The following is a 22,202-nucleotide window of genomic DNA, read 5'->3' as shown; positions in this document are numbered from 1 at the left end:
ATTTCAAGGGGTATTGCAAAATATCACTATAAAAATAATACCAAAATAAGAGATCCCTACATGACAACACAAAAACAAGGCGATTTAATCAAAGCATTTCGCGCGATTTTGACTGCTGAGAGCTGTGCTTCACAAGGCGACATTGTTAATATCCTAAAATCACAAGGATTTGATAATATTAGCCAATCAAAAGTGTCACGCATGCTGACCAAGTTCGGTGCCGTTAGAATGCGTAATGGCTTAGGTGAAATGGTCTATTCCTTGCCAGCAGAGCTAGGGATCCCCACAGCTAAAAGTCCATTAAAACAACTTGTATTAGACGTTGTACATAATAATGTCATGGTTGTTATTCGCACCAGTCCAGGTGCTGCTCAACTGATTGCACGGTTATTAGACTCGTTAAGTAAAAAAGACGGCGTACTTGGGACGATTGCAGGTGATGACACTATTTTTATTGCACCTGCAGATGTGACTCAAATCGAGAAACTACGCCAATATGTTGAAGATTTATTTGAGAATGTTTAGCTAAATACTATTATTTAATAGACATTGTTTTCCTCACAATAAAAAAACCGAGTAAAGATTTCTCTCTACTCGGTTTTTATTGTGTTTAGTCTTTAAACGTAGCGAACTACATTAGAAAGAATATTTCACACCCATACGGATTTCCCATAATGATGGACCGCGTTGGAAGCTAGTGCTTGGCTCGTTAAAACGTTCAAACACATACTGACCTGCATCGTTGATATTAGCGTTGACAATATTTTCACCAACAAATGAACCTTGACGCAACACACCCCAATCATCATTTAACATGTTTGTGAAGTTCTTAATGACGAAGAACGCACTCGCTTTATGACCATCGACAAATCCTGGTAATTCTTGTGAGATACGAATATCTACTTTAGACCACCACTCAGCATTCAATGAGTTACGTGAAGCAATTGCGCCACGCTCTAAGCCATTAGCATCGACATAAGCATTAAATGCAGCTAAGTCAAATCCCTCTCCATAAACGACATTCGCATCACCCACTGTTGGAATATACACTAAACCACGTGAGCTAGATGCATCGTACCCAAATAAGTCGCCACCAGATTCACTAAACGTCAATGAATAAGGCTTACCGTCACTTGCTGTCGCATATAAGCTAAAGCGAGTGTCATATCCATCAAAGATTTCAGCAGTGTAGCCTAAGTTTAAGGTAAAGCGATGCGGGATCTCATAATCAGAGGTCGCTGCAATCGGTGCATTCACATCTGCTACAGCAACATTGATATAGTTAGAGTATGCAACTGATGAAGTCATTGGATTTGCATCTTCAGATTGTGTGTAAGCGTAGGCTAAATTTGCATTAAAGCCATTATCCCAATCTTTCTTAACAGATACAGACAACGTTTGTGAATCACCATCATTTGCTGAAGCGACGTTTGTTAATAAGAAATCACTACCGGCACGACGACCTGTTGTAGCAGTCTCATATACTGGACGTCCATCTGCTGCAAGTGTCCCTGCAGGCGTTAGACCTAGATCAACGATAGTCGCAGAATCTTGTTTATCCGTATATAAGTAATCAGCAGTAATGATGTAATCATCTTCAGTGATGTACGTTGCACCAATTGAATATTTCCACTCAGAAGGAATGTCAAAATCAGGGTCAGTCGCATTCACATTTCCATTACCATCAGCAATAGAAGTGGCAGCTACTTCATCAAACAATGCTTGAGGGATATCATAGATAGGACGACCTTGACCAGTTAACAGGCCGTTTGCAGCAGCTTCTAACAAGCTGTTACGTGAACGGTCTTGTAAACCAATGTTAGTCACACCGTCATTAGAATACGCATTAGAAATCCATACATTTGGATTACCACCGGCATATAGACCAACACCACCGCGTACTTCTAAGTTATCTTGAACGGCCCAGTTAACACCAATACGTGGTTGTAATAACTTAATTCCATCAACATTGGCAGTATTAGAGAAACCATAACGCTCAGTGAAGTTCGCATTTTGCGTTGGACGGTCGTCAGAAGACCACATGTCATAACGTAAACCCGCCATTAACTGAATATCATCAGTGATATAGAAATCATCTTGGATATATAGCGTAGTAGTGGCGTACGAGAAACTCGCAGCCGCATCATCTGGGTTATTCGTACCAGCAGAGTTATTGTAGTAAATACGAGCTGGCGTACCGGCGGCAAAGTCTTCGATATTATCAAAGCGATACTCACCCACACTGTGCTGCATAAATAAGTTAAACACGTCTAAGTCTTCGTATTCGATACCAAACGTGATTTTGTGATCATTGTCGGTGTAATACGTACCGGCAAACTTCGCTGTGAAGTTTTCCCAGTTTAAGTCATTTGATTGACGAGAATCATCTGGACCGATATATACAGTTGCACCACTACCAGAACGAATTTGCGCTTCAGCAAAACCAGACGCAGCATCTAAAGAGAGTTGACGATTATCTAGTTTTGTTTGGCCTAAGCGTACTTCAGTCGATAATTTATCAGACCAATCAGAATAAACTGATGCGACTAAGGAATCTAACTCTGCGCCACGCTCATAGAAGTGGTTTGAGAAAGACAAACGACTAGAACCTGTATCAGACTGGCTAACAGAGAAACCGTCATTGTAGTTATACACTAATGATGCACGGTGCTGATCAGAAATGTTCCAATCTAATTTAACTAATAGTTTTTCATCTTCAACCGGAGCACTTGATGGGAAGCCACCGACATCATAGTTATAAACGTCCGCTGCAATTTGCGTGATTTCAGCAATCTCATCAGCAGTCACACGACCGTTATCACGAGCCGCGTAGCCAAATAATTGTACACCTTCGACTTTTTCATAAGCAGCGAAAGCAAATAATGTGTCTTTTAAAATTGGGAAACCCACATTAAAGCCATAGCGCTCTTCTGTGTAATCACCATTATCTTGTTTGTTACCAAGAATCTCATCACCACGTAATGAATCGCTGGTGTAATCGAAGAACACACCGCCCGTCACTTTATTGGTACCAGATTTAGTCACGGCGTTGATATTACACGCAGTAAAACCACCGTACTGAACGTCAAATGGAGCTAATTCAACAGCAACTTGCTCAATTGCGTCAAAAGAAAAAGGCATTCTTTCAGTTGGGTAACCATTTGAATTCAAACCGAAGTTATCGTTTAAGCGAACACCATCAAGCGTAAACTATTAAAACGAGGGCTGGCGCCCGGCACACTGAACTGAATCAGAACGACTCTCATCGATATAAATACGTGGGTCTGTGCGGATAACATCTTTGATGTCTCGGTTAATCGCAGGGGCATTTTCTAAATCAGATAAATTAAACACACTACCTGGAGAGTTGCTACCAAACACCGAAGTGCTGACTTGTGATGCAGTTACATTGATAACTTCGATGTCTTGATTGGCTTCTAACGCCACATTCACATCGAATGTTTCACCTAGTTCTAAAAATACACCGTCAACCGTAGTATCTTGGAACGTATCAGAATCCACAATGATTTGGTAAGGACCACCAACTCGTAGACCTTTTAAGTTAAAAGAACCAGAAGCATTTACAACTGTATTACGAACAGTACCAGATGGTACGTGAATGATTTTAACCGCAGTACCTGCAGCTGGCGCGCCAGCCGGAGTCACGACTTTACCAGACAATCCTGAAGATGTTTCTTGAGCAAATACTGGAGTAGCGAAGCCAATAGAAACGGCTACAGCTAATGCAATACGATTTAGCTTTGAAGGTGTAAACATGGTATGTGTTTCCTATTCAAGTTTAAAAATTTTGTAGTATGTAAATTCTTGACTTAACGAAAACCCGATTTGGCTTTAATATCATTCCATGAATACCATTATTATCTATTAATCGTTTTCTAGTTAAATTGTATCTTAAATGCGCTAAATGACAAAAAGATGACATAAAAAAAGTGTAAATAATTATAACTTGATATTTTTAACTGCCTGTTGAGTATAATTATCTCAAAATTCCATAATTATCATATTTCTAATCTACACCATACAATGGCAAATACTTATGACTAAGCAAGATACACAGACTTTAACGCAACATTCACCCACTTCGATCACAACACGACCTTATGTGATTGCGATATGCGGTGCTTCCGGTTCTGGTAAATCTTTGTTTACACATAATTTAGTGCAACGCTTTCAAACACATGCCACTGATTTATTAGTCTTACAAGAAGACCGCTACTACCACGCCCAAGATGGTAAACCGATGGCGCAACGCATTGTCACTAATTACGACCATCCCAATGCCTTTGAACATGATTTACTCAAAACCCATCTAGAAAAATTACTGGCCGGAGAGAGTATTGAGTATCCAGAATACTGTTATGCTACTCATACACGTAAACCTAATACTCAAACTATATCTCCTGCGCCAATCATTGTGATTGAAGGCATCATGTTACTTGCCGCACCTGAGCTTCAAGATATCTATGACCTCACCTTATTTGTCGATACACCGCTAGATGTATGTTTACTACGCAGAATGCTACGTGATACGCAGGAGCGTGAACGTACCGTAGAATCTGTCGCTACTCAATATCTGGCCACAGTGAAACCAATGTATCATGAGTTTATCGAACCTAATCGCACCCGTGCAGATATGATCATTACTCAAGGTGGAGAGAATCAAGCCGCTTTGAATGTGGTCTCTCATCACGTACAATCACAACTTAATTTAGCCAACCAACAATAATTAAAGGCTGTTAATATGACTGGAATCTTCGGTGTCATTGCTCTTCTAGCAATTGCATTTGCGCTTAGCAATAACAAACAAGCCATCAATTGGCGTACCGTTGGAGGCGCATTCGTAATCCAAGTGCTGATCGCATTATTTGTTCTTTATTTTGAACCAGGTATCGCAGCGTTGTTAGCAATAACTGACTTTGTAGCTGGCGTTATTGCTTATGCTGATGAAGGTATCAATTTTGTATTTGGGTCTGTTGGTAATAAGTCCTTGGGATTTATCTTTGCCTTTAACGTCCTGCCCGTCATTATCTTTTTCTCAGCGTTGATTACCGTGCTATACCATTTAGGCATCATGAAGTTCATCATCAACATCATTGGTGGCGGATTACAAAAAGTCTTAGGTACCAGTCGCCCTGAATCCATGTCCGCGGCAGCAAATATATTTGTAGGCCAAACTGAAGCACCACTCATCGTGCGACCCTTTATTCCCAAAATGACTCAATCTGAGCTATTTGCTGTCATGGTCGGTGGATTAGCATCAATTGCGGGTTCTATTATGGCCGGTTATGCGGGTATTGGAGTCGAGCTTAAATATCTACTCGCCGCGAGTTTTATGGCAGCGCCTGCCGGCTTATTGATGGCCAAAATCATGGTACCTGAAGTGGACACGCCGAATAACGATTTAACACAAGTTGATGGCGAAGATACTTCTTATGCCAATATCTTTGACGCCGCGGCTTCAGGTGCTTCATCCGGTTTACAACTGGCACTCAATGTCGGCGCGATGCTCTTAGCATTTGTGGCTTTAATCGCACTCATTAATGGGATTATTGGTTGGACTGGCAATTTATTTGGCCTTGAAAACCTCACGTTTGAACAAATTCTTGGTTATCTTATGGCACCTATTGCATGGGCTATTGGCGTAGACTGGTCAGAGGCACAAATTGCCGGAAGTTTTATTGGACAAAAAATAGTGGTCAATGAATTCGTCGCGTATTTAAACTTTGTGGAAATGTCTGATCAGCTTTCAGTAAAGTCTCAAGCAATCATTACATTTGCACTGTGCGGATTTGCTAACTTCTCCTCCATCGCGATTTTGATGGGAGGATTAGGAGCAATGGCACCAAGTCGCCGCAAAGATATCGCGCGTTTAGGACTCAAAGCGGTATGTGCTGCCACTTTAGCAAACTTAATGTCTGCCGCCCTAGCCGGTTTATTTTTGTCATTTTAATGAAGGACTATGTTGATGAGTCAAGTCACCTTAGAAGCTGTTGATTATCAAGCAGATGATGCAAAAGAAAAATTTGTACAATCACTTCGTGAGACGGGGTTTGGTGTATTAAAAAATCACCCCATTGATCAAGCATCAGTGCAAGCTATTTATGACACATGGCAAGGGTGGTTTAACCAAGACTCGGCCACTAAAGAGCATCACTTATACAATAAAGGCACTCAAGATGGTTTTTTCCCTGCGCGCATCTCTGAAACTGCCAAAGGCTTTACTCAAAAAGACATCAAAGAGTATTTCCACTATTATCCATGGGGACAGTGCCCTGCAACACATCAGCCACAATTAGATAATTATTATCAACAAACCACAGCCTTTGCTTCAGAATTATTGGGATGGATAGAAGCCTTATCACCGCCAGATGTCGCAGCGAGATATCAAGAGCCTTTATCCAATATGATCAACGGCTCAGATCAAACATTATTACGTGTGTTGCATTACCCGCCACTAGCAGGTGATGAAGAGGCTGGTGCCATTCGCGCCGCGGCTCATGAAGATATTAACCTGATTACTATCTTACCAGCGGCGAATGAACCGGGTCTGCAAGTCCAGCTAAAAGATGGACAATGGGCCGATGTTCCGAGTGATTTTGGCTATTTGATCATAAATATTGGGGATATGTTACAAGAAGCATCCGGCGGCTATTTTCCGTCGACGTCTCATCGAGTCATTAACCCTAAGGGAGCTGATATGAGTAAATCTCGGATTTCCTTACCTTTATTCTTACATCCTCGCCCTGACGTCGTCTTATCTGGACGCCATACGGCAAAAAGTTACCTGCATGAACGCTTAACTGAATTAGGTGTTATCTAAATTAAGATTGCGTCAATTAACTAGCAGAGCATTAGTGCTCTGCTGTACTACTGACTAAACTTCCTACTTCTAATACAGGTGCAGCATCTAATTTTTGCGCATCCATCATCGTCGCAATACGTTGCATGGTAGCCACCATTTGCGATTGCTCCCATTCTTCTAAACTGTTGAAGCGATTTAAAAAATGTTCTTGTAAAGGTAAAGGCGCCTTATCTAATAATAATTGTCCTGCATCCGTCAAAAATACACCCACCTTGCGCTTATCTTTCGTGCTGCGCACACGATTCACATGACCGCGTGATTCCATTCGGTCCAAAATACTCGTCACGGTCGCTGGAGACAACGTAATACTTTCCGCAATCTGTTTCACCATAATACCAGGGTGCTTACCAACTTGTTGCAATACAATTAACTGGGGCCCGGTTAATCCAACATCTCGACTCAACTCTTTAGAGCGCATATCGATCGCGCGTATCACTTTGCGCAAGGCAACTAATAATTCTTCATCTTTTTGCATGTCAGGAAATACTCTTATTTTAATAAGTGAAGGAAATGGACGTGCTTTTGATACTGCTCAACAACATCATTAATAATACAATCTTCGGACCAGCTCATAATATCATAGCCCTGCCCGCCTTCGGCTAAATGCACCTCGGCGCGGTAATAACTCTGCTCTTCATCCTGTTGCTCGCCGTTTTCTTCTAACAAATCAGGTTGCAAATGAGTTCGAGCACGCACAGCATAAATAAAATCAGGCTGTTCCACATGACTGACTGTCAATATAACACGATCTGTCTCTGTGGTAATAGCCGTCGCAATGTGGTTATTATTGAGTTCACTCGAGACCTGTTGCAATGCAGGCTCTACTTTCTTATTTAAAAATAATAACACTTTACTTTTAGATGGGAAATTCACAATCGTTGCTAAACGTTGACGCCAATCGCCGGAACTCGTAGTGGGAGACTGCATAGCGACATTCATCGATTGTTGTTTGGTTGATTCAATACGCAATGCTGTAAACATCCCATAAATAGCAACAATTAGTACCACCGTAAACGGTAACGCGCTGACAATCGACATCGTTTGTAACGCAGATAATCCACCATTTAATAATAATATAGTCGCCACCACACCTATGCCTAAGGTCCAGTAAAAGCGCTGCCATAGTGGTGTATTGTTCTCGCCATAACTCGATAGCATATCAACAACCATTGCCCCAGAATCACATGATGTCACAAAAAATATGATGACCATGATTAATCCAATGAAGGAGACAATTTGAGAAAAAGGTAAACTTTCTAAAAAGGCAAATAATGCCAATGATGAATCTGCCGCAACCGTATCGGCTAATTGAGTCACCCCTTGAACATGAATTAAATCAATCGCACTATTGCCAAAAAAGGTCATCCAAGCAAATGTGAAGCCTGATGGTATAAATAACACACCAATCAAAAACTCACGTATCGTTCGACCTCGTGAAATTCGCGCAATAAACATTCCTACAAATGGTGACCAGGCTAGCCACCAAGCCCAATAGAAAATAGTCCAACCACCTAGCCAATCCGTTTTTTGATAAGCAAATAAGTTAAACGTATTATGCACAATATCGGATAAATAAGCGCCGGTATTCTGGACTAATGCTTGAAGTAAAAAGATACTCGGTCCGGCAATTAACACAAACAGTAATAACCCTACTGCCATTAACATATTTAATTGTGATAAACGTTTAATGCCTTTATCCAGCCCACTACAAACAGAAATAAGTGCCAACGCTATGATGAAAACAATAATCATTAACTGAACACTTTGAGCCACCTCAATGTCAAACAAATAATTAAGACCTGAATTGATTTGCATGACACCAAAACCCAGGCTCGTTGTGACCCCAAATATGGTACTTATTACAGCAAATGTATCGATAATATCACCACGCCATGTGTGAATTTTATCACCAATTAAAGGATGGAATGCAGAGCGCAATGTTAATGGTAAATTATGACGAAACGAAAAATAAGCAAGGATCAGCGCAACAACAGCATAAATGGCCCAACCATGTAAGCCCCAATGGAAAAATGTCATTTTCAAAGCTTCACGTGTTGCTTCTACGGAATAAGGATCCGCTGTTGGCGGAGCGACATAATGCATGACCGGCTCTGCTACACCAAAGAACATAAGTCCGATCCCCATTCCAGCTGAAAATAACATCGCCAGCCAGCTTAATTGACTGTAGTCAGCTTCAGCATGATCGGGACCTAACTTAATATGTCCATGTCGTGACACGCATAAATACACAACAGCAACCAGAATTCCTGCTACAGATAGCACATAAAACCATCCTGCAGTATTAATCAACGTTTTCTGCAGCTCACTAAATAACGCTTCCATGTATTCTGGAAATAGTACCGTGATCCCGACTAGTAAAAATATCACTAAACTAGCACTAGCAAATACGCCTCTATTCAGTTTATTAGCATTAAAACTAATTGTTGGAATTTTTATCATTAACTACTTTCTATACATTATATTAATAAACAATCTCTATTTTGACGCTATGACGTTTTTTTAGCAACTAATACTCGTATAATCCTTGAAAACATCTTTTAATGTTTAAAAAACAAACTATTAATTATATAAGACTAATCGCTACTACAAGACAAACTCACCCGTATAATTACAATACAGATAATTCGTACACTATCTAAATTTGCATTTTCTAAACAAATCCGTATCCTAGATATCGAAAATATAACTTCAACTCAAACTATTTGGTACTTAAATGAAACAGAATATAGGCAATCACAGCCTACCAAACCCTTCAAAATTAGCCTTTGCAGTATGTTCGGCATTAGCTTTAACACAACCTATCATTACTTCAACTGCGTTTGCCAATGCAGCCGAACAACAAAAAATAGAAACGATTGAAGTCACCGCAACTAAACGTTCGCAAAATATTCAAAGCACTCCTGTCGCTGTTCAAGCGCTAAACGGTGAAGCTTTAAAAGAACAAAACATCAGTAATTTTGACGATTTCGCTCGTTATGTGCCAAATATCACTTTAGGTGGTCGTGGGCCGGGTCAATCTGATATTTTTATCCGTGGTATGGCGATCCAACCTATCACTGTCATGTTATCTGGTGCTCAAGGTACTATGCCCAACGTTGCTTTATATGTTGATGAGCAACCCGTTACCGCTCCAGGTCGTAACTTAGACTTATACGCAACTGATTTAGAGCGTATTGAAGTATTACCAGGGCCACAAGGCACATTATTTGGTGCCAGTTCACAAGCCGGTACGATCCGTTATATTACAAATAAACCAACTAGTGATTTTGAAGCTGGCTTTAGTAGCCGTTTAGAGTCAACTAAACACGGAGAAATGAGTACTTCTGCAGAAGGTTTCATCAATATTCCATTATCAGATGATTTGGCTTTCCGTGCAGCGATGTACAGTGTAAACCGTGGTGGTTATATTGATAATGTCGCCGGTTCATTTACCACTGACCCAGCAATTAACGCAGCTTCAGCGATTGATTTGGGTCCAGATGCCACTTATGAAAGTGTGTCTAACCAAGCCTTAGTAGAAGACGATTTTAACGATAGCTTTTACCAAGGTGGTCGTTTTGGTCTGAAATATTTTATCAATGATTCATGGTCATTATTATTGCAGCACACCACACAGTCATTAGGCGCAGACGGTGTATTCGATTATGATCCTGAAGTGGGTGATTTACAGGTTGAGCGTTATTTCCCAGACTCATTAGAAGATGATGTTGATTTAACCTCATTAGTTTTAGAAGGTAAAATTGGCGACCTAGATATAGTGTATGCCGGCGCCTTCCTAGATCGTGAAGTAGAACAGTCAATTGACTATACTGGTTATAATAACTCTGGTGGTTATATAGCTTATTATACGTGTACCTACACGAACCCTAACTATGTCGTGAACTACAACATTTCTCCTGAATTCATCACAGAAAATCGTGAATGTAAAGACCCGACCAAAGGTTTCCAGGGCAAACAAGATCATACACGTTTAACGCAAGAACTCCGTTTCTCAACCGATTTATCTGACCGTTTAAGTGTGACAGCGGGTATTTATTATGATGACGTAGAAATTAAAACGTTAGATGACTATATTTACCCTGCGGTAGTTGAATTAGGTTTTGCACAAAATGCACCTATCAGCACAGCGAATAGCATCAATCCAAATACACGTAATCCTGGTGTTGCGTTCTTTAACGACATCACTCGCAGTGAAGAGCAAATCGCAGTATTTGGTGAAGCAACCTATGCGCTAACCGATAAACTATCAGCGACATTAGGTCTGCGCTGGTATGATTTAGAAACAGATTATACGGGTTCTTCTAATTTTGCAGCTGGTATTTTCCAAGGTTCATTAGATACCGATGGCGGGCGTGATTATGACCTTTCGGGTGGTCACTCTACTGAGCCATTAAGCGAAAGTGATGTGATCCCTAAGTTCAGTCTTGCTTACCAAGCAACACGTGAAATTTTATATTACGCCACATATTCAGAAGGTTTCCGTCCAGGTGGTTTTAACCGTGGTGGTGGTGTTGCATCTACCAACCCTGATTTCCCAACCGTAAGTGTTACCTACCAAACTGATGAAGTGACAAACTATGAGTTTGGTTGGAAATCATTGCTACTTGACCAAAGCTTACGTTTCAACGGTAATATGTACTATATCGATTGGACGAATATGCAGACGTCTCGTTTTGATCCTGAAAACGTTTCTATCTTAACCTTTATCGAAAATGCAGCTGATTCTAAAATCATGGGCTTAGAAACTGATTTTGAATATATTGCGACGGATAATTTAACCATTTACGGTGCTTTCTCATTTAATGATACTGAGTTAACGGCAACGAAAGCGCAAGTTATCGAACTTGCCCCAATTGGTTCTACGTTACCAGTGACGCCAAAAGTTCAAGGTAATGTCCGTGTGCGTTATGATTGGGAATACAATGATATGGACATGGATTGGCAGCTTGCCCTTCAACATGCTGCAAAGAGCTACAGCTCAATCGTTGCTGCAGAGCGTGAAGAACAAGACAGCTATCAGATCCTTAACGCTAACATTGGTGTGACTAAAGATGCGTGGCGTGTGAAGTTTTATATCGACAACATCACTGATGAGCGTGCCACATTGTTCATTAATGACCAAGATGATATTAAACGTATTAGTACTAACCGTCCGCGTACGATTGGTATGAGTGTTAATTACACGTATTACTAAGCACACTCTGTGTAGACATGTTTTGCATGTCAATGAACAATATCCCTGCATTTAACGTGCAGGGATTTTTTTTTCCGGTCAATATTTTGTATAATCATATTTTGCATCGCATTGCGGCATTTAGGAACAACGGCCCCCCCATGACAAATAACACCGTTAACACTCAGTTCAACGATGCTGAGGCACTTGTTAAGGCACAGCAATTTCCTGCCGCTTTACAGATCTTAAATAAGCTTGTTAAAGCAATTCCTGATCATCAAGGCGCATTATACTTAAAGGCAGTCTGTCATCGTTATTTACAAGATCTCTCGCAGGGGATAGATACCTTAAATACACTACAAGCTTATTACCCAGATTATGGCCGTACCTACCAAGAATTAGGGCATTGTTATCGTGCGCAAGCTAAGTTTGCAGAAGCTATCAGTGCCTATCAGCAGGCGGTTCAACTGCATCCTGGTTTGCTCGCCAGTTGGCAACAACTTGCGTTATTGTTTGGTCAAATCAATGAACCTAAATTAGTCCAAGAAGCACAAGATAAGATCCAAGAAATCCAATCACTACCCAAATACCTATTAGCAGCGCAAAGTGCATTTTATGAAGGTCGGTTAGCTAAAGCAGAGACGCTTACTCGTGAGTTTTTACAAAAAAATCCGAGTCACGTACCTGGTATGCGATTATTAGCGAAAATTGCAGTCAAGCTCAACATACTTGATGATGCTCAGATTCTTTTAGAAAATGCTACGGTCATCGCTCCCCACAGTACTGATTTGAAACTTGAGTTGATTCAGGTATTACAACAAAGACAGTTATTTTCTAAGGCTCATGAACTCGCCTTGCAAACTTATCTAGAAAATCCTAAGCATGCATTAAGTGAACTTGCTTACGCTAATCAATGTGTTGCAATTGGTAATACTGCTATCGCTATTAACCACTTCACGAATGTACTTTCAGAATTAACCAGCCATGCGGCAGTTTATGTGCAGCGAGGACATGCTTATAAAACTATTGGCGAACCGGACAAAGCTATTGCTGATTATGTGCAAGCGAGTGAACTCAAACCTGATTTTGGGGATGCATATTGGTCACTTGCGAATCTTAAAACATTTGTGTTTAGTGATGCACAAATCAATACTATGAAGACAATGTTAGCTCGCCCGGGTATTCAACCTACTGATAAATATCATATTTGCTTTGCATTGGGAAAAGCGTTTGAAGATCATCAAGATTATGCTCAAGCGTTTAGCTATTATGAACAAGGTAACACGCTTAAACATCAGCAATTACGTTATAACCCTGATGAAACCACACAACAACTGCAAGCACAAATTCAATATTGTCCACCTCAATTGTTTGCTGATCCCCCTACAGGTTGTGACTCAACTGCGCCTATCTTTATTGTGGGTTTACCGCGAGCAGGGTCCACCTTAATTGAACAAATTCTGGCATCTCATTCGATGATTGAAGGTACAAGCGAGTTACCCAATATTCTCTCTCTCGCTCGTCAGCTAGGAGGACGTTATAAAACCGATAATCTGTACCCAGAGAATTTAGCTAGTATCAAAACTGAACAATTCACCCAGTGGGGTGAAGCTTTTATCAAGGATACGCAAATTCATCGTAGCGAAAACACCCCTATGTTCATTGATAAGATGCCTAATAATTTCCGCCATCTAGGACTTATCAAAAAAATTCTTCCTAATGCAAAAATTATTGATGCACGACGGGAACCTGTAGCTTGCTGTTTTAGTGGGTTTAAACAACTCTTTGCCGAAGGTCAGGAGTTTAGCTATCGTCTTACCGATATACGTCAATACTATGATGACTATGTTGCACTGATGGCGCATTGGGAAAGTTGTTTCGGGGAGAACATTCTCCGGGTACAACATGAAGAACTTGTGGATGATTTGGAAGGCCAAGTACGACGAATCTTAGCATTTTTGAATGTGCCTTTTGAAAATGCTTGCTTGGATTTTCATAAAACAAAACGCAACGTTAAGACCCCAAGTGCAGAACAAGTACGCCAACCCATTAATCCAAATGCTCAGCATCAATGGCAACATTTTGCGCCTTATTTAACTTCATTAACTGAGCATTTCCAGTCAGACTAACTCATGTTCTGATTCATTGTGGCGAGCGAATACTTTTATCGCCCCTGTATTTTTTAATTCATTTAACGTCATGCATCCACTTGGGTCGAGTGAGTGCATTTGGGCCATCCATAACTCCAAGGTGGCCATCGCATCAGATAAAGCATTGTGTGCTGGCGCATTAGCTAATTCGTAACGCTCTCGACACTTACTTAATATGACTCCTCCCTTAGGGATGACGTCCACTTTCTTATATAATTGATAGAGTGCCAGTTGCATCGTATCAATACACACTATTGCTGGTAAGGGCTGTTGAAGTCGCTTACTCAACTCTTTGAGCATCCCCATATCTAATTGGGCATTATGTAACACCCATATATGCGAGGTTGCAAACTGACATATATGCTCATACATATCTCGCACATGTACACCCCGAGCGATATCACTCGGTGTTAGACCATGAATAATAGGTGTTTGGGCTAAATCTCCTTGTGCTCTAATCAACCGATAATAACTACTTTGTATATCAATCCCGGTATGATTGCCTTCTATCCAACCTGCTGACATAAATTTCGCTGTCGATACATCTAAACTGCTGTACTCAAAATCGACAGCAAGCCAATTACAAGCACTTAAAGAGGTATGTTTAAACGTATCGGGTAACCCCTTATGTTCAGTCATTAAGGATGTAATCTTATCTCGTAGATGAGACCAAAACGCCATTATGCAATACCACCGGATAACTTCATTACCACAGCCTGTTGAGCCCGATGGATAGCTTTAAACGAGGCTTTGAGTTGGTGCTGTTCTAACGACGATAGCTCTGACACACTAATAATATTATCAGTGACGTTATTGCGTAACTGATGACGCCAGCGCAAGCGATTTAAGAATAGCCAAATATCTCGTAAATTTGTTGCATCTTCTGTCGAAATAATCCCAATTTGTCCCAAAATATTTAAACGTTCAACAGTATTTGGTACAGTGATACCTGCTGATAACGAATACAAACGTGCTAAGTTATTAATTAATGCTATCGCATTCACTTTAAGGTTAATGCCGTCTTTTTTGCCATTATGTTTGCTACACACAAATTTATTAAACACCGATAATGGCACAGCATCACTATTTGCCGCACGCGCCAGTGCAGCCAAGAAAAAATCATTTTTGAACAAGGGCTTACGGCGTTGTTGTAAATTTTTAAATAACGCTCTGTCCCCTTCTACCGCACGTGCATCCAAAAAGATATTAAACTCTAAAATTGCTTCTGGTGTGGGTTGTGCAATCCACTTTTTAGCTTGTAGGACTGCGGCATCGACACTTAAACGCAGTGCAGGGTTAGATGCCATAATATTACCGTCACATAATTTTATCCCACATTTACCGAGTCCCTTACACACATATTCAGCCATTGATTCAAAATATTGCGCCTGTGATGCATCTGGGGTCGCCGCTAATAACAGAGCATTATCTTGGTCGGAGCCCATAGTTTGATCTTCTCGTGCTTGGGAGCCATATACTACCCAGCAATACCCTAGTGGCGGCTGTCCATGTTGTTCAATATAAAAGGCGATCAGTTGGCGAGTCATAATATCAGTGGCTTGAGAGAGTACCTTACCGGCAATATCAAAATCTCCAGCACGTTTAGCATTCGCAGCAAAGTATTGCGGCATCTGCCATGCCGTGCGTGTTAATTCGTATAAATTTGTCGCTTTAGATAGCTCTCCAATCATAAATAACACATTGCTGCGCTGTTTACGAATGACATCGGAAGAAGTCACCATCCCCACTGGAGTTCGATCATTCGCATGCAGTACCGGTAAATGGTGAATGTTCTTTTCACTCATCAACGCAATCGCTGCAAACATATTTTGATTATGCAGGATATAAGCAGGTCGTTGAGTCATAATTTCACTGACCGCTAATTGAATATCCATGCCTTGGGCTACCACTCGATTACGAAGATCTCGGTCTGTCACGATACCAATGAGATGCTCGTCTTCGGTCACAATTAATGAACTCACCCCATGCTGAGACATCATTTGAGCAGCCTCTTGAATACTTACATGCTGCTCTATTTGGATAGGGGCTTTATCTAGCTGTTCATGCAACGGTTTATACAGCCACATGGAATTTGAACCCTCTACGGCCTGATTCAGCAACACATCATCTTTAGCAGCGGTAAAAAATCGTTTCACCCGACGATTGTCAAGTGCCACATCGAACATCGTTTTAGGAATACAATACACGACCCCTGGACTATCAATTTCGACTTCTATTTGACCTTTGCCAGGTTCCATCAATGCGATAAAACCAAAGTAATCTCCTTCACTTAAAAATCGCTCGTTGCCGTTCTCGTCAGTAATAGTGAATTGCCCTGTTTGAATCAAAAACAACGAAGTTTGATATTCTTTTAACAACGAGTTTTGGTTATCAGGTGTAAGATAAATGACTTTGGTTTTACCGGCAATACTGCTGAGTGTATCTTCATCTAATACATCAAAGGGTGCTGATTTAGAGATAAAGTCAGTGACTTGGTGAGGGATCTCGCTCATAGATTATGTCCTTATAACAAAAAACTATGCTCTTATGGCACACACAGTTTTGCTCGGTTAGCTACCTGTTACGGAATAAAATTCAGATATATATTGCCCACCCTTAACCGTAGCTATTAAACGCACTTTTTGACGGCTACCAGGCGATTTTGCTAAGGACTCTAGTGGTGTACTTTGATACCAATAGTAAGGGCTGTCCTTCATACCCATCTGAAACACACTCGGAATGTCATTCTCATCAACTAAAAACAAGGTCGCGGTATCTAAAGGAAAAGTTGAATTAATGGTCGTTAAGCCATTTTCTTGATAAACACTTATTTTAAATTCACCTGATACTAACACGCACTTACTAGCCATAATATCACACACACCTGAATCTGGTGTCATTTGAAAAAAACGGGCTTCAGAGGCTTTATTTTCCAGCCATAAATCAGAAGCAGCAAAACCTAAAATCACTAAAATTGGGGCAACAAATATGGCTATCTTTGTGTGCCGATTGAGTTTGTTTAGAAACTTAAAAATCATACGGTAAACCTACTAAAATTATTACAACATTAAAAATTGATGTAAGACTGTATTATAAAACTACCACTTTCTCAAAAATAAAAAAAAGACCTCCAGCTGTTGGAGGTCTTTTGATCAACGATCAATTATGTTTAGTGATCTTGCGCCGCCGCCACTTCACCGTGTGGTGAACGGAAGTTGTCAACTAAATCTCTAATTTCTTGAGGAGCAGGTTGCGTCATTTTAAGTACAATGAAAGCAACTGCAAAGTTGACTATGGCACCAACAGCACCAAAGGCGTTAGGTGATATACCAAAGAACCAATCTGCTTGCATATCGCCTAAGAAACTAGTACCAGGGATAAACATGATGCCTTTATGCTGGAATACATAAAGCATTGTCACACCTAGACCAGCACACATACCGGCTATCGCACCTTTATCGTTCATTGAACGAGAGAATATACCCATCATTAAGGCTGGGAATATTGACGAAGCTGCTAAGCCAAATGCTAATGCTACTGTACCTGCGGCAAACCCTGGAGGATTGAGTCCTAGATAACCTGCAAATAGAATCGACACAGACATGACTACACGTCCTGTTAACAATTCGGTTTTCTCGGTCATATCTGGTGTTAATATCCCTTTAAGTAAATCGTGAGATATTGAAGAAGATATAGCCAATAATAAGCCAGCTGCTGTTGATAGAGCCGCGGCTAAACCACCTGCTGCTACTAATGCAATTACCCAGTTAGGAAGATTCGCAATAGAAGGGTTAGCAAGAACCATAATGTCACGGTCTACTTTAACCATTTCATTTTTAGTTGCATCAGCAGAGTATTGGATTTTGCCATCGCCATTTTTATCAGAGAACTCTAAAAGACCAGTTTTTTCCCAATCTTTGAACCACTGTGGACGTTGTTCATACTCTAAGTTTTGACCTGCGCTTGGCTCAATGGTATTCATTAAGTTATAGCGAGCCATTGCACCTACCGCTGGAGCAACAGTATATAATAAAGCGATAAATATAAGTGCATAACCAGCTGAAGCACGTGCAGCTTTAACTGATGGTACAGTAAAGAAGCGCATGATTACGTGTGGTAGACCTGCAGTACCAATCATTAGTGACAAGGTATATGCGAACATATTTAACGTGCCACCCATTTTAGCGGTGGTATATTCTTTAAAACCTAAATCAGTCACTACTAAGTCGAGTTTGTCTAACAGATACACTCCGCTGCCATCGGCTAAGGTTGAACCAAGACCTAATTGTGGAATTGGGTTACCTGTTAACTGGAATGAGATAAATATACCTGGAATGGTATATGCAGTAATCAACACTATATATTGGGCAATCTGTGTATATGTAATACCTTTCATACCGCCTAATACAGCATAGAAGAAAACAACACCCATACCAATGTACAAGCCTGTATCATATTCAACTTCTAAGAAACGAGAGAATGCAACACCTACACCTTTCATTTGTCCAATGATATATGTTACCGAAGCAATAATAAGACAAACAATAGTCACAATTCTAGCAGTTTTCGAATAGAAACGATCACCAACGAATTCAGGGACAGTAAACTTACCATGTTTACGCATATAAGGCGCTAAACACATAGCAAGTAATACATAACCACCGGTCCATCCCATAAGGAATACTGAACCACCATAACCTAAGAAGGCAATTAAACCAGCCATCGAAATGAACGATGCAGCAGACATCCAGTCAGCACCAATTGCCATACCATTTTGCAGTGGAGTAATCCCACCACCAGCTGCATAAAACTCACTTGTTGATCCAGCACGAGCCCATATTGCTATCGCAAAATAAAGACCAAACGTACCAAACACGGCAATATAAGTATAAAGCTTTAACTCATCCATTATTCTTACTCCACGTCATATTTTTTATCAAGGTCATTCATTTTCTTGGAGTACCAGAAAATCAAGCCTAAAAATGCATATATAGAACCCTGTTGTGCAAACCAGAATCCGAGTTTATAACCGCCAAGGCGGATTGTGTTTAGCTCGTCTACTAATAAAATGCCAAACCCAAATGATACTATAAACCAAATGACTAAGCAGATTAATATCAGACGGAGGTTTTCTTGCCAGTATGTGTTGTTATTCTCCACAAGCGTCTCCTAAAATAATCCACGTGTCGTTTATGACTACTTGGATTACGATGTTTAATAAAAGTACGATGAAATAACTTGACTAACTATTTCCTAATGTCATTCACTTGAATATCATTGAAAATAGCTAAACTTATCCATCCCCGATCAAAAAGTTTATATAAATGTTAATTTTTTGATATAAAACTTTAGTCTCGACTCAAGCTATTAACATAAAGTTCTATAATTTATGCTAAAATTAACAGCCTTTTTAGTAGGAAGTTGCCTTTGATTTCGACACTTCTGATCTTTTCGAGATGGATAGCATGGATGTACTAGACACATTATTGACCAATTATGAGGCTTTCGTTTCATCATTCGACGTTGGTATTATCGGTAAGTTTCTTTACTAGCCTCATGCTAAATTGAAAGAGTTAAATAAGAGAAATAAAGGGTTGTTATGGTTTTTGGTTGGCTGTTGTTAGCGTTGCTTTATCTAGCAAGTTTGTTTTGGATTGCCAAATGGGGAGATCGTAATACTCCTTTGGCACGTAAAATAACATCTAACGCATATGTTTACTCTCTTGCGCTGGCTATTTATTGTACAGCATGGACCTTTTTAGGTGCGGTGGGTCAATCTACTCGTGAATATTGGATGTATTTACCCATATTACTTGGTCCGATGTTTGTTTATATATTTGGTTATAGTTTTATTACCAAGTTAACACTGGTAAGTAAAAAACAACGCATCAATACCGTAGCGGATTTTATTGCATCCAGATATGGTAAACGTCAAGCCGTCGCTTTATTAGTAACCTTTATTGCGCTAATGGCCACTATTCCTTATATCGCTCTCCAACTAAAAGCGATAGGTTCTGCTTTTGCGATCATGTCACAACAACAAGACCAACAGCTTATTGTCGTCATCGCAACTGTCTTTATCGCTATTTTTGCTATTTATTTCGGGACAAAACAAACGGATGTAACTGAGTATCGACGAGGTCTCATGCTCGCCATATCATTCGAATCTATCATCAAATTATTTGCGCTGATTTTAATTGCTTATATAGGTTATTCCGCATGGAGGGGGTTATCGACAGATGCTTTCTTACATGAATATCGCTCCGCAGACGCATTGGCTGTATTTACTTCTTATAGTTTTTGGGCACAAACCCTAATTGCCGGTGCAGCAGTGATTTGCTTACCTCGACAGTTCCATGTGGCGATCATCGATAATTTGAATATTGAACACATCAAGACTGCACGCTGGGTCTTTCCTCTATACTTGGCATTAACCGCATTAGTGATTCCTGTTATTGCCATGTCTGGTAAAGTATTGTTTGCCGAACAAAACATAGCTTCGGATAGTTATGTGCTTCAATTAGCTATCTTTTCAGATATGCTACTAATTAAAATCATCGTGTTTGTCGGTGCTTTATCTGCAGCTACTGCCATGATTATTGTAGCGACTTTGACATTATCGACCATGCTTGCCAATGATGTTGTGTTACCAAAATTACTCGATAACCCGAATCAAGCCGGTCACAAAGAAGACTATGGCCGGACTATTCGTTTAGTACGCCGCTTAATTATTGCCTTGGTTTTATTATTGTCCTATGTATACCAACAACAACTTACCGGTTCACGTTCATTAAGCTCTATTGGATTAATTGCCTTTTCATTAGTCGTTCAATTATTACCGGCAATTGTAGGTGGTTTATATTGGAAAAAAGGCCATGCTCACGGTGTTTATGCGGGACTATTAATGGGACTGGTGAGTTGGACATTATGGCTCATTATTCCTTTACTTAATGAAGATATGAGTGTCTATTCTCAATCAGAAATTTTGAGTCAAGGCGCCTTAGTTAGCTTATTTGCTAATGCAATAGCCTATATTGTTTTTTCAAAAATCGCACCAGCAAGGCTCATTGACAAAATTCAAGCCGAAGCGTTTGTACGTCCGGCACAATTAAATCAAGATAATACGAAACGTACCATTATTAATGTGCACTCCTCTGATTTAGTCACCTTATTGTCGACTTTTATGGGACCAAGTCGATGCAATCAACTCGTTTCTGAGTTCGAGCAACTTCACAATATTTCATTACTTCAACATCAAGTACCTGACGATGAGTTTATTTCGTTTTGTGAAAAAGCATTAGGTGGTGTTATCGGTTCATCTAGTTCTCAAGCACTTATCAATAGCGTATTAGAAGGTAAAAAACTTGATTTTACGGAGGTTATTAACTTCTTTGACGATACCACTCAAGCTATGCAATTTAATATGACCGCCCTACTTACTTCTTTAGAAAGTATGGATCAGGGGATCAGTGTCATAGATAAACACTTAAATTTAGTCGCGTGGAATAAAAAATACGTCGAGTTATTTAACTACCCAGATGACTATTTGATTGTAGGTACACCCATTGAAAAGTTGATGCGCTTTAATGCTAAACGTGGTGAACTGGGTATGGGTGATATTGAAGACATGATCCAACGACGCTTAGAGCATCTTAAAAATGCAACCCCTCATCGCTTTACACGCCAACGCAGTGATGGCCATGTAGTAGAAATGACAGGGAATCCCCTCCCTGGCGGTGGCTTTGTGACCAGTTTTAATGACATTACTAATCATGTAGAAATTCAAAAGGCATTAGAAGAGTCAAATATTGACCTAGAATACCGTATGAAAAAGCGTACTGAGGAAGTTCACTCGATCAATGCAGATTTACGCTTGGAGATTGAACGTCGTAATGACGCAGAAAAAGAATTGATTCGAGCTCGACGTGCAGCAGAAGAAGCGAACGCTAGTAAGACACGTTTCTAGCACTAGCCA

13 protein-coding genes and 2 pseudogenes are annotated in these 22,202 nt (G+C 40.2%); 7 read left to right on the top strand and 8 right to left on the bottom strand.

The annotated features are described in order from the left end of the window. Positions 1-60 precede the first annotated feature (60 nt). Positions 61-525, top strand: a complete 465-nt coding sequence (gene argR, locus G2999_RS06100) for a transcriptional regulator ArgR (protein ID WP_010179787.1) — start codon at positions 61-63, stop codon at positions 523-525. Between the two features lie 111 nt (positions 526-636). On the opposite strand, the pseudogene G2999_RS12005 reads toward argR, so the two are convergent. Continuing rightward, positions 637-3,777, bottom strand: a pseudogene (locus G2999_RS12005) (TonB-dependent receptor domain-containing protein). A gap of 280 nt (positions 3,778-4,057) precedes the next feature. On the opposite strand from G2999_RS12005, the gene udk reads away from it, so the two are divergent. From udk to G2999_RS06080, 3 genes are read left to right on the top strand one after another with little or no spacing between them, the layout of a single operon-like run. Then, positions 4,058-4,747: a uridine kinase gene (gene udk / locus G2999_RS06090; RefSeq protein ID WP_010179786.1), complete on the top strand. Its 690-nt coding sequence runs from the start codon at positions 4,058-4,060 to the stop codon at positions 4,745-4,747. Positions 4,748-4,762: 15 nt separating this feature from the next. Next, positions 4,763-5,971: a NupC/NupG family nucleoside CNT transporter gene (locus G2999_RS06085; RefSeq protein WP_010179785.1), complete on the top strand. Its 1,209-nt coding sequence runs from the start codon at positions 4,763-4,765 to the stop codon at positions 5,969-5,971. A 15-nt stretch (positions 5,972-5,986) separates the two neighbouring features. Then, positions 5,987-6,841, top strand: a complete 855-nt coding sequence (locus tag G2999_RS06080; protein WP_010179784.1) for a 2OG-Fe(II) oxygenase family protein — start codon at positions 5,987-5,989, stop codon at positions 6,839-6,841. Between the two features lie 31 nt (positions 6,842-6,872). On the opposite strand, the gene G2999_RS06075 is transcribed toward G2999_RS06080, so the two are convergent. Continuing rightward, positions 6,873-7,358, bottom strand: a complete 486-nt coding sequence (locus G2999_RS06075) for a MarR family winged helix-turn-helix transcriptional regulator (protein WP_010179783.1) — start codon at positions 7,356-7,358, stop codon at positions 6,873-6,875. A gap of 14 nt (positions 7,359-7,372) precedes the next feature. Next, the gene (locus G2999_RS06070; protein WP_010179782.1) at positions 7,373-9,343 is read right to left on the bottom strand and encodes a BCCT family transporter; all 1,971 of its coding nucleotides are present in this window, start codon (positions 9,341-9,343) and stop codon (positions 7,373-7,375) included. A 274-nt stretch (positions 9,344-9,617) separates the two neighbouring features. On the opposite strand from G2999_RS06070, the gene G2999_RS06065 reads away from it, so the two are divergent. Then, positions 9,618-12,098, top strand: coding sequence for a TonB-dependent receptor (locus G2999_RS06065; protein WP_010179781.1), 2,481 nt, complete (start codon positions 9,618-9,620; stop codon positions 12,096-12,098). A gap of 140 nt (positions 12,099-12,238) precedes the next feature. Continuing rightward, the gene (locus tag G2999_RS06060) at positions 12,239-14,206 is read left to right on the top strand and encodes a tetratricopeptide repeat-containing sulfotransferase family protein (protein WP_010179780.1); all 1,968 of its coding nucleotides are present in this window, start codon (positions 12,239-12,241) and stop codon (positions 14,204-14,206) included. Here the strand turns inward: G2999_RS06060 and G2999_RS06055 are convergent. From G2999_RS06055 to G2999_RS06035, 5 genes are all read right to left on the bottom strand, one after another. Beyond that, on the bottom strand, positions 14,198-14,866 hold the full coding sequence (locus G2999_RS06055; RefSeq protein WP_034955493.1) for a 3'-5' exonuclease: 669 nt from the start codon (positions 14,864-14,866) through the stop codon (positions 14,198-14,200). The two genes, G2999_RS06060 and G2999_RS06055, sit on opposite strands and share 9 nt — an antisense overlap. 41 nt (positions 14,867-14,907) lie before the next feature. Beyond that, the gene (locus G2999_RS06050; RefSeq protein WP_010179777.1) at positions 14,908-16,740 is read right to left on the bottom strand and encodes a DUF294 nucleotidyltransferase-like domain-containing protein; all 1,833 of its coding nucleotides are present in this window, start codon (positions 16,738-16,740) and stop codon (positions 14,908-14,910) included. Between the two features lie 57 nt (positions 16,741-16,797). Next, positions 16,798-17,265, bottom strand: a complete 468-nt coding sequence (locus G2999_RS06045; protein WP_010179774.1) for a hypothetical protein — start codon at positions 17,263-17,265, stop codon at positions 16,798-16,800. A gap of 131 nt (positions 17,266-17,396) precedes the next feature. Then, positions 17,397-19,136 carry a sodium:solute symporter family protein gene (locus G2999_RS06040; protein WP_010179772.1) on the bottom strand — a complete coding sequence of 580 codons (1,740 nt, stop codon included), beginning with the start codon at positions 19,134-19,136 and terminating at the stop codon, positions 17,397-17,399. Positions 19,137-19,141: 5 nt separating this feature from the next. Beyond that, complete coding sequence (locus G2999_RS06035; protein WP_010179770.1) at positions 19,142-19,387, bottom strand: DUF4212 domain-containing protein; 246 nt, start codon at positions 19,385-19,387, stop codon at positions 19,142-19,144. 439 nt (positions 19,388-19,826) lie between these two features. On the opposite strand from G2999_RS06035, the pseudogene G2999_RS12000 reads away from it, so the two are divergent. Continuing rightward, positions 19,827-22,202 (top strand): annotated as a pseudogene (locus tag G2999_RS12000) (PAS-domain containing protein); the annotation flags it as partial.

The organism is Glaciecola sp. HTCC2999, assembly GCF_000155775.1.
In the GTDB taxonomy this organism is placed as follows: Bacteria; Pseudomonadota; Gammaproteobacteria; order Enterobacterales; family Alteromonadaceae; genus Opacimonas.
This window is presented reverse-complemented; position numbering and strand designations above follow the sequence as displayed.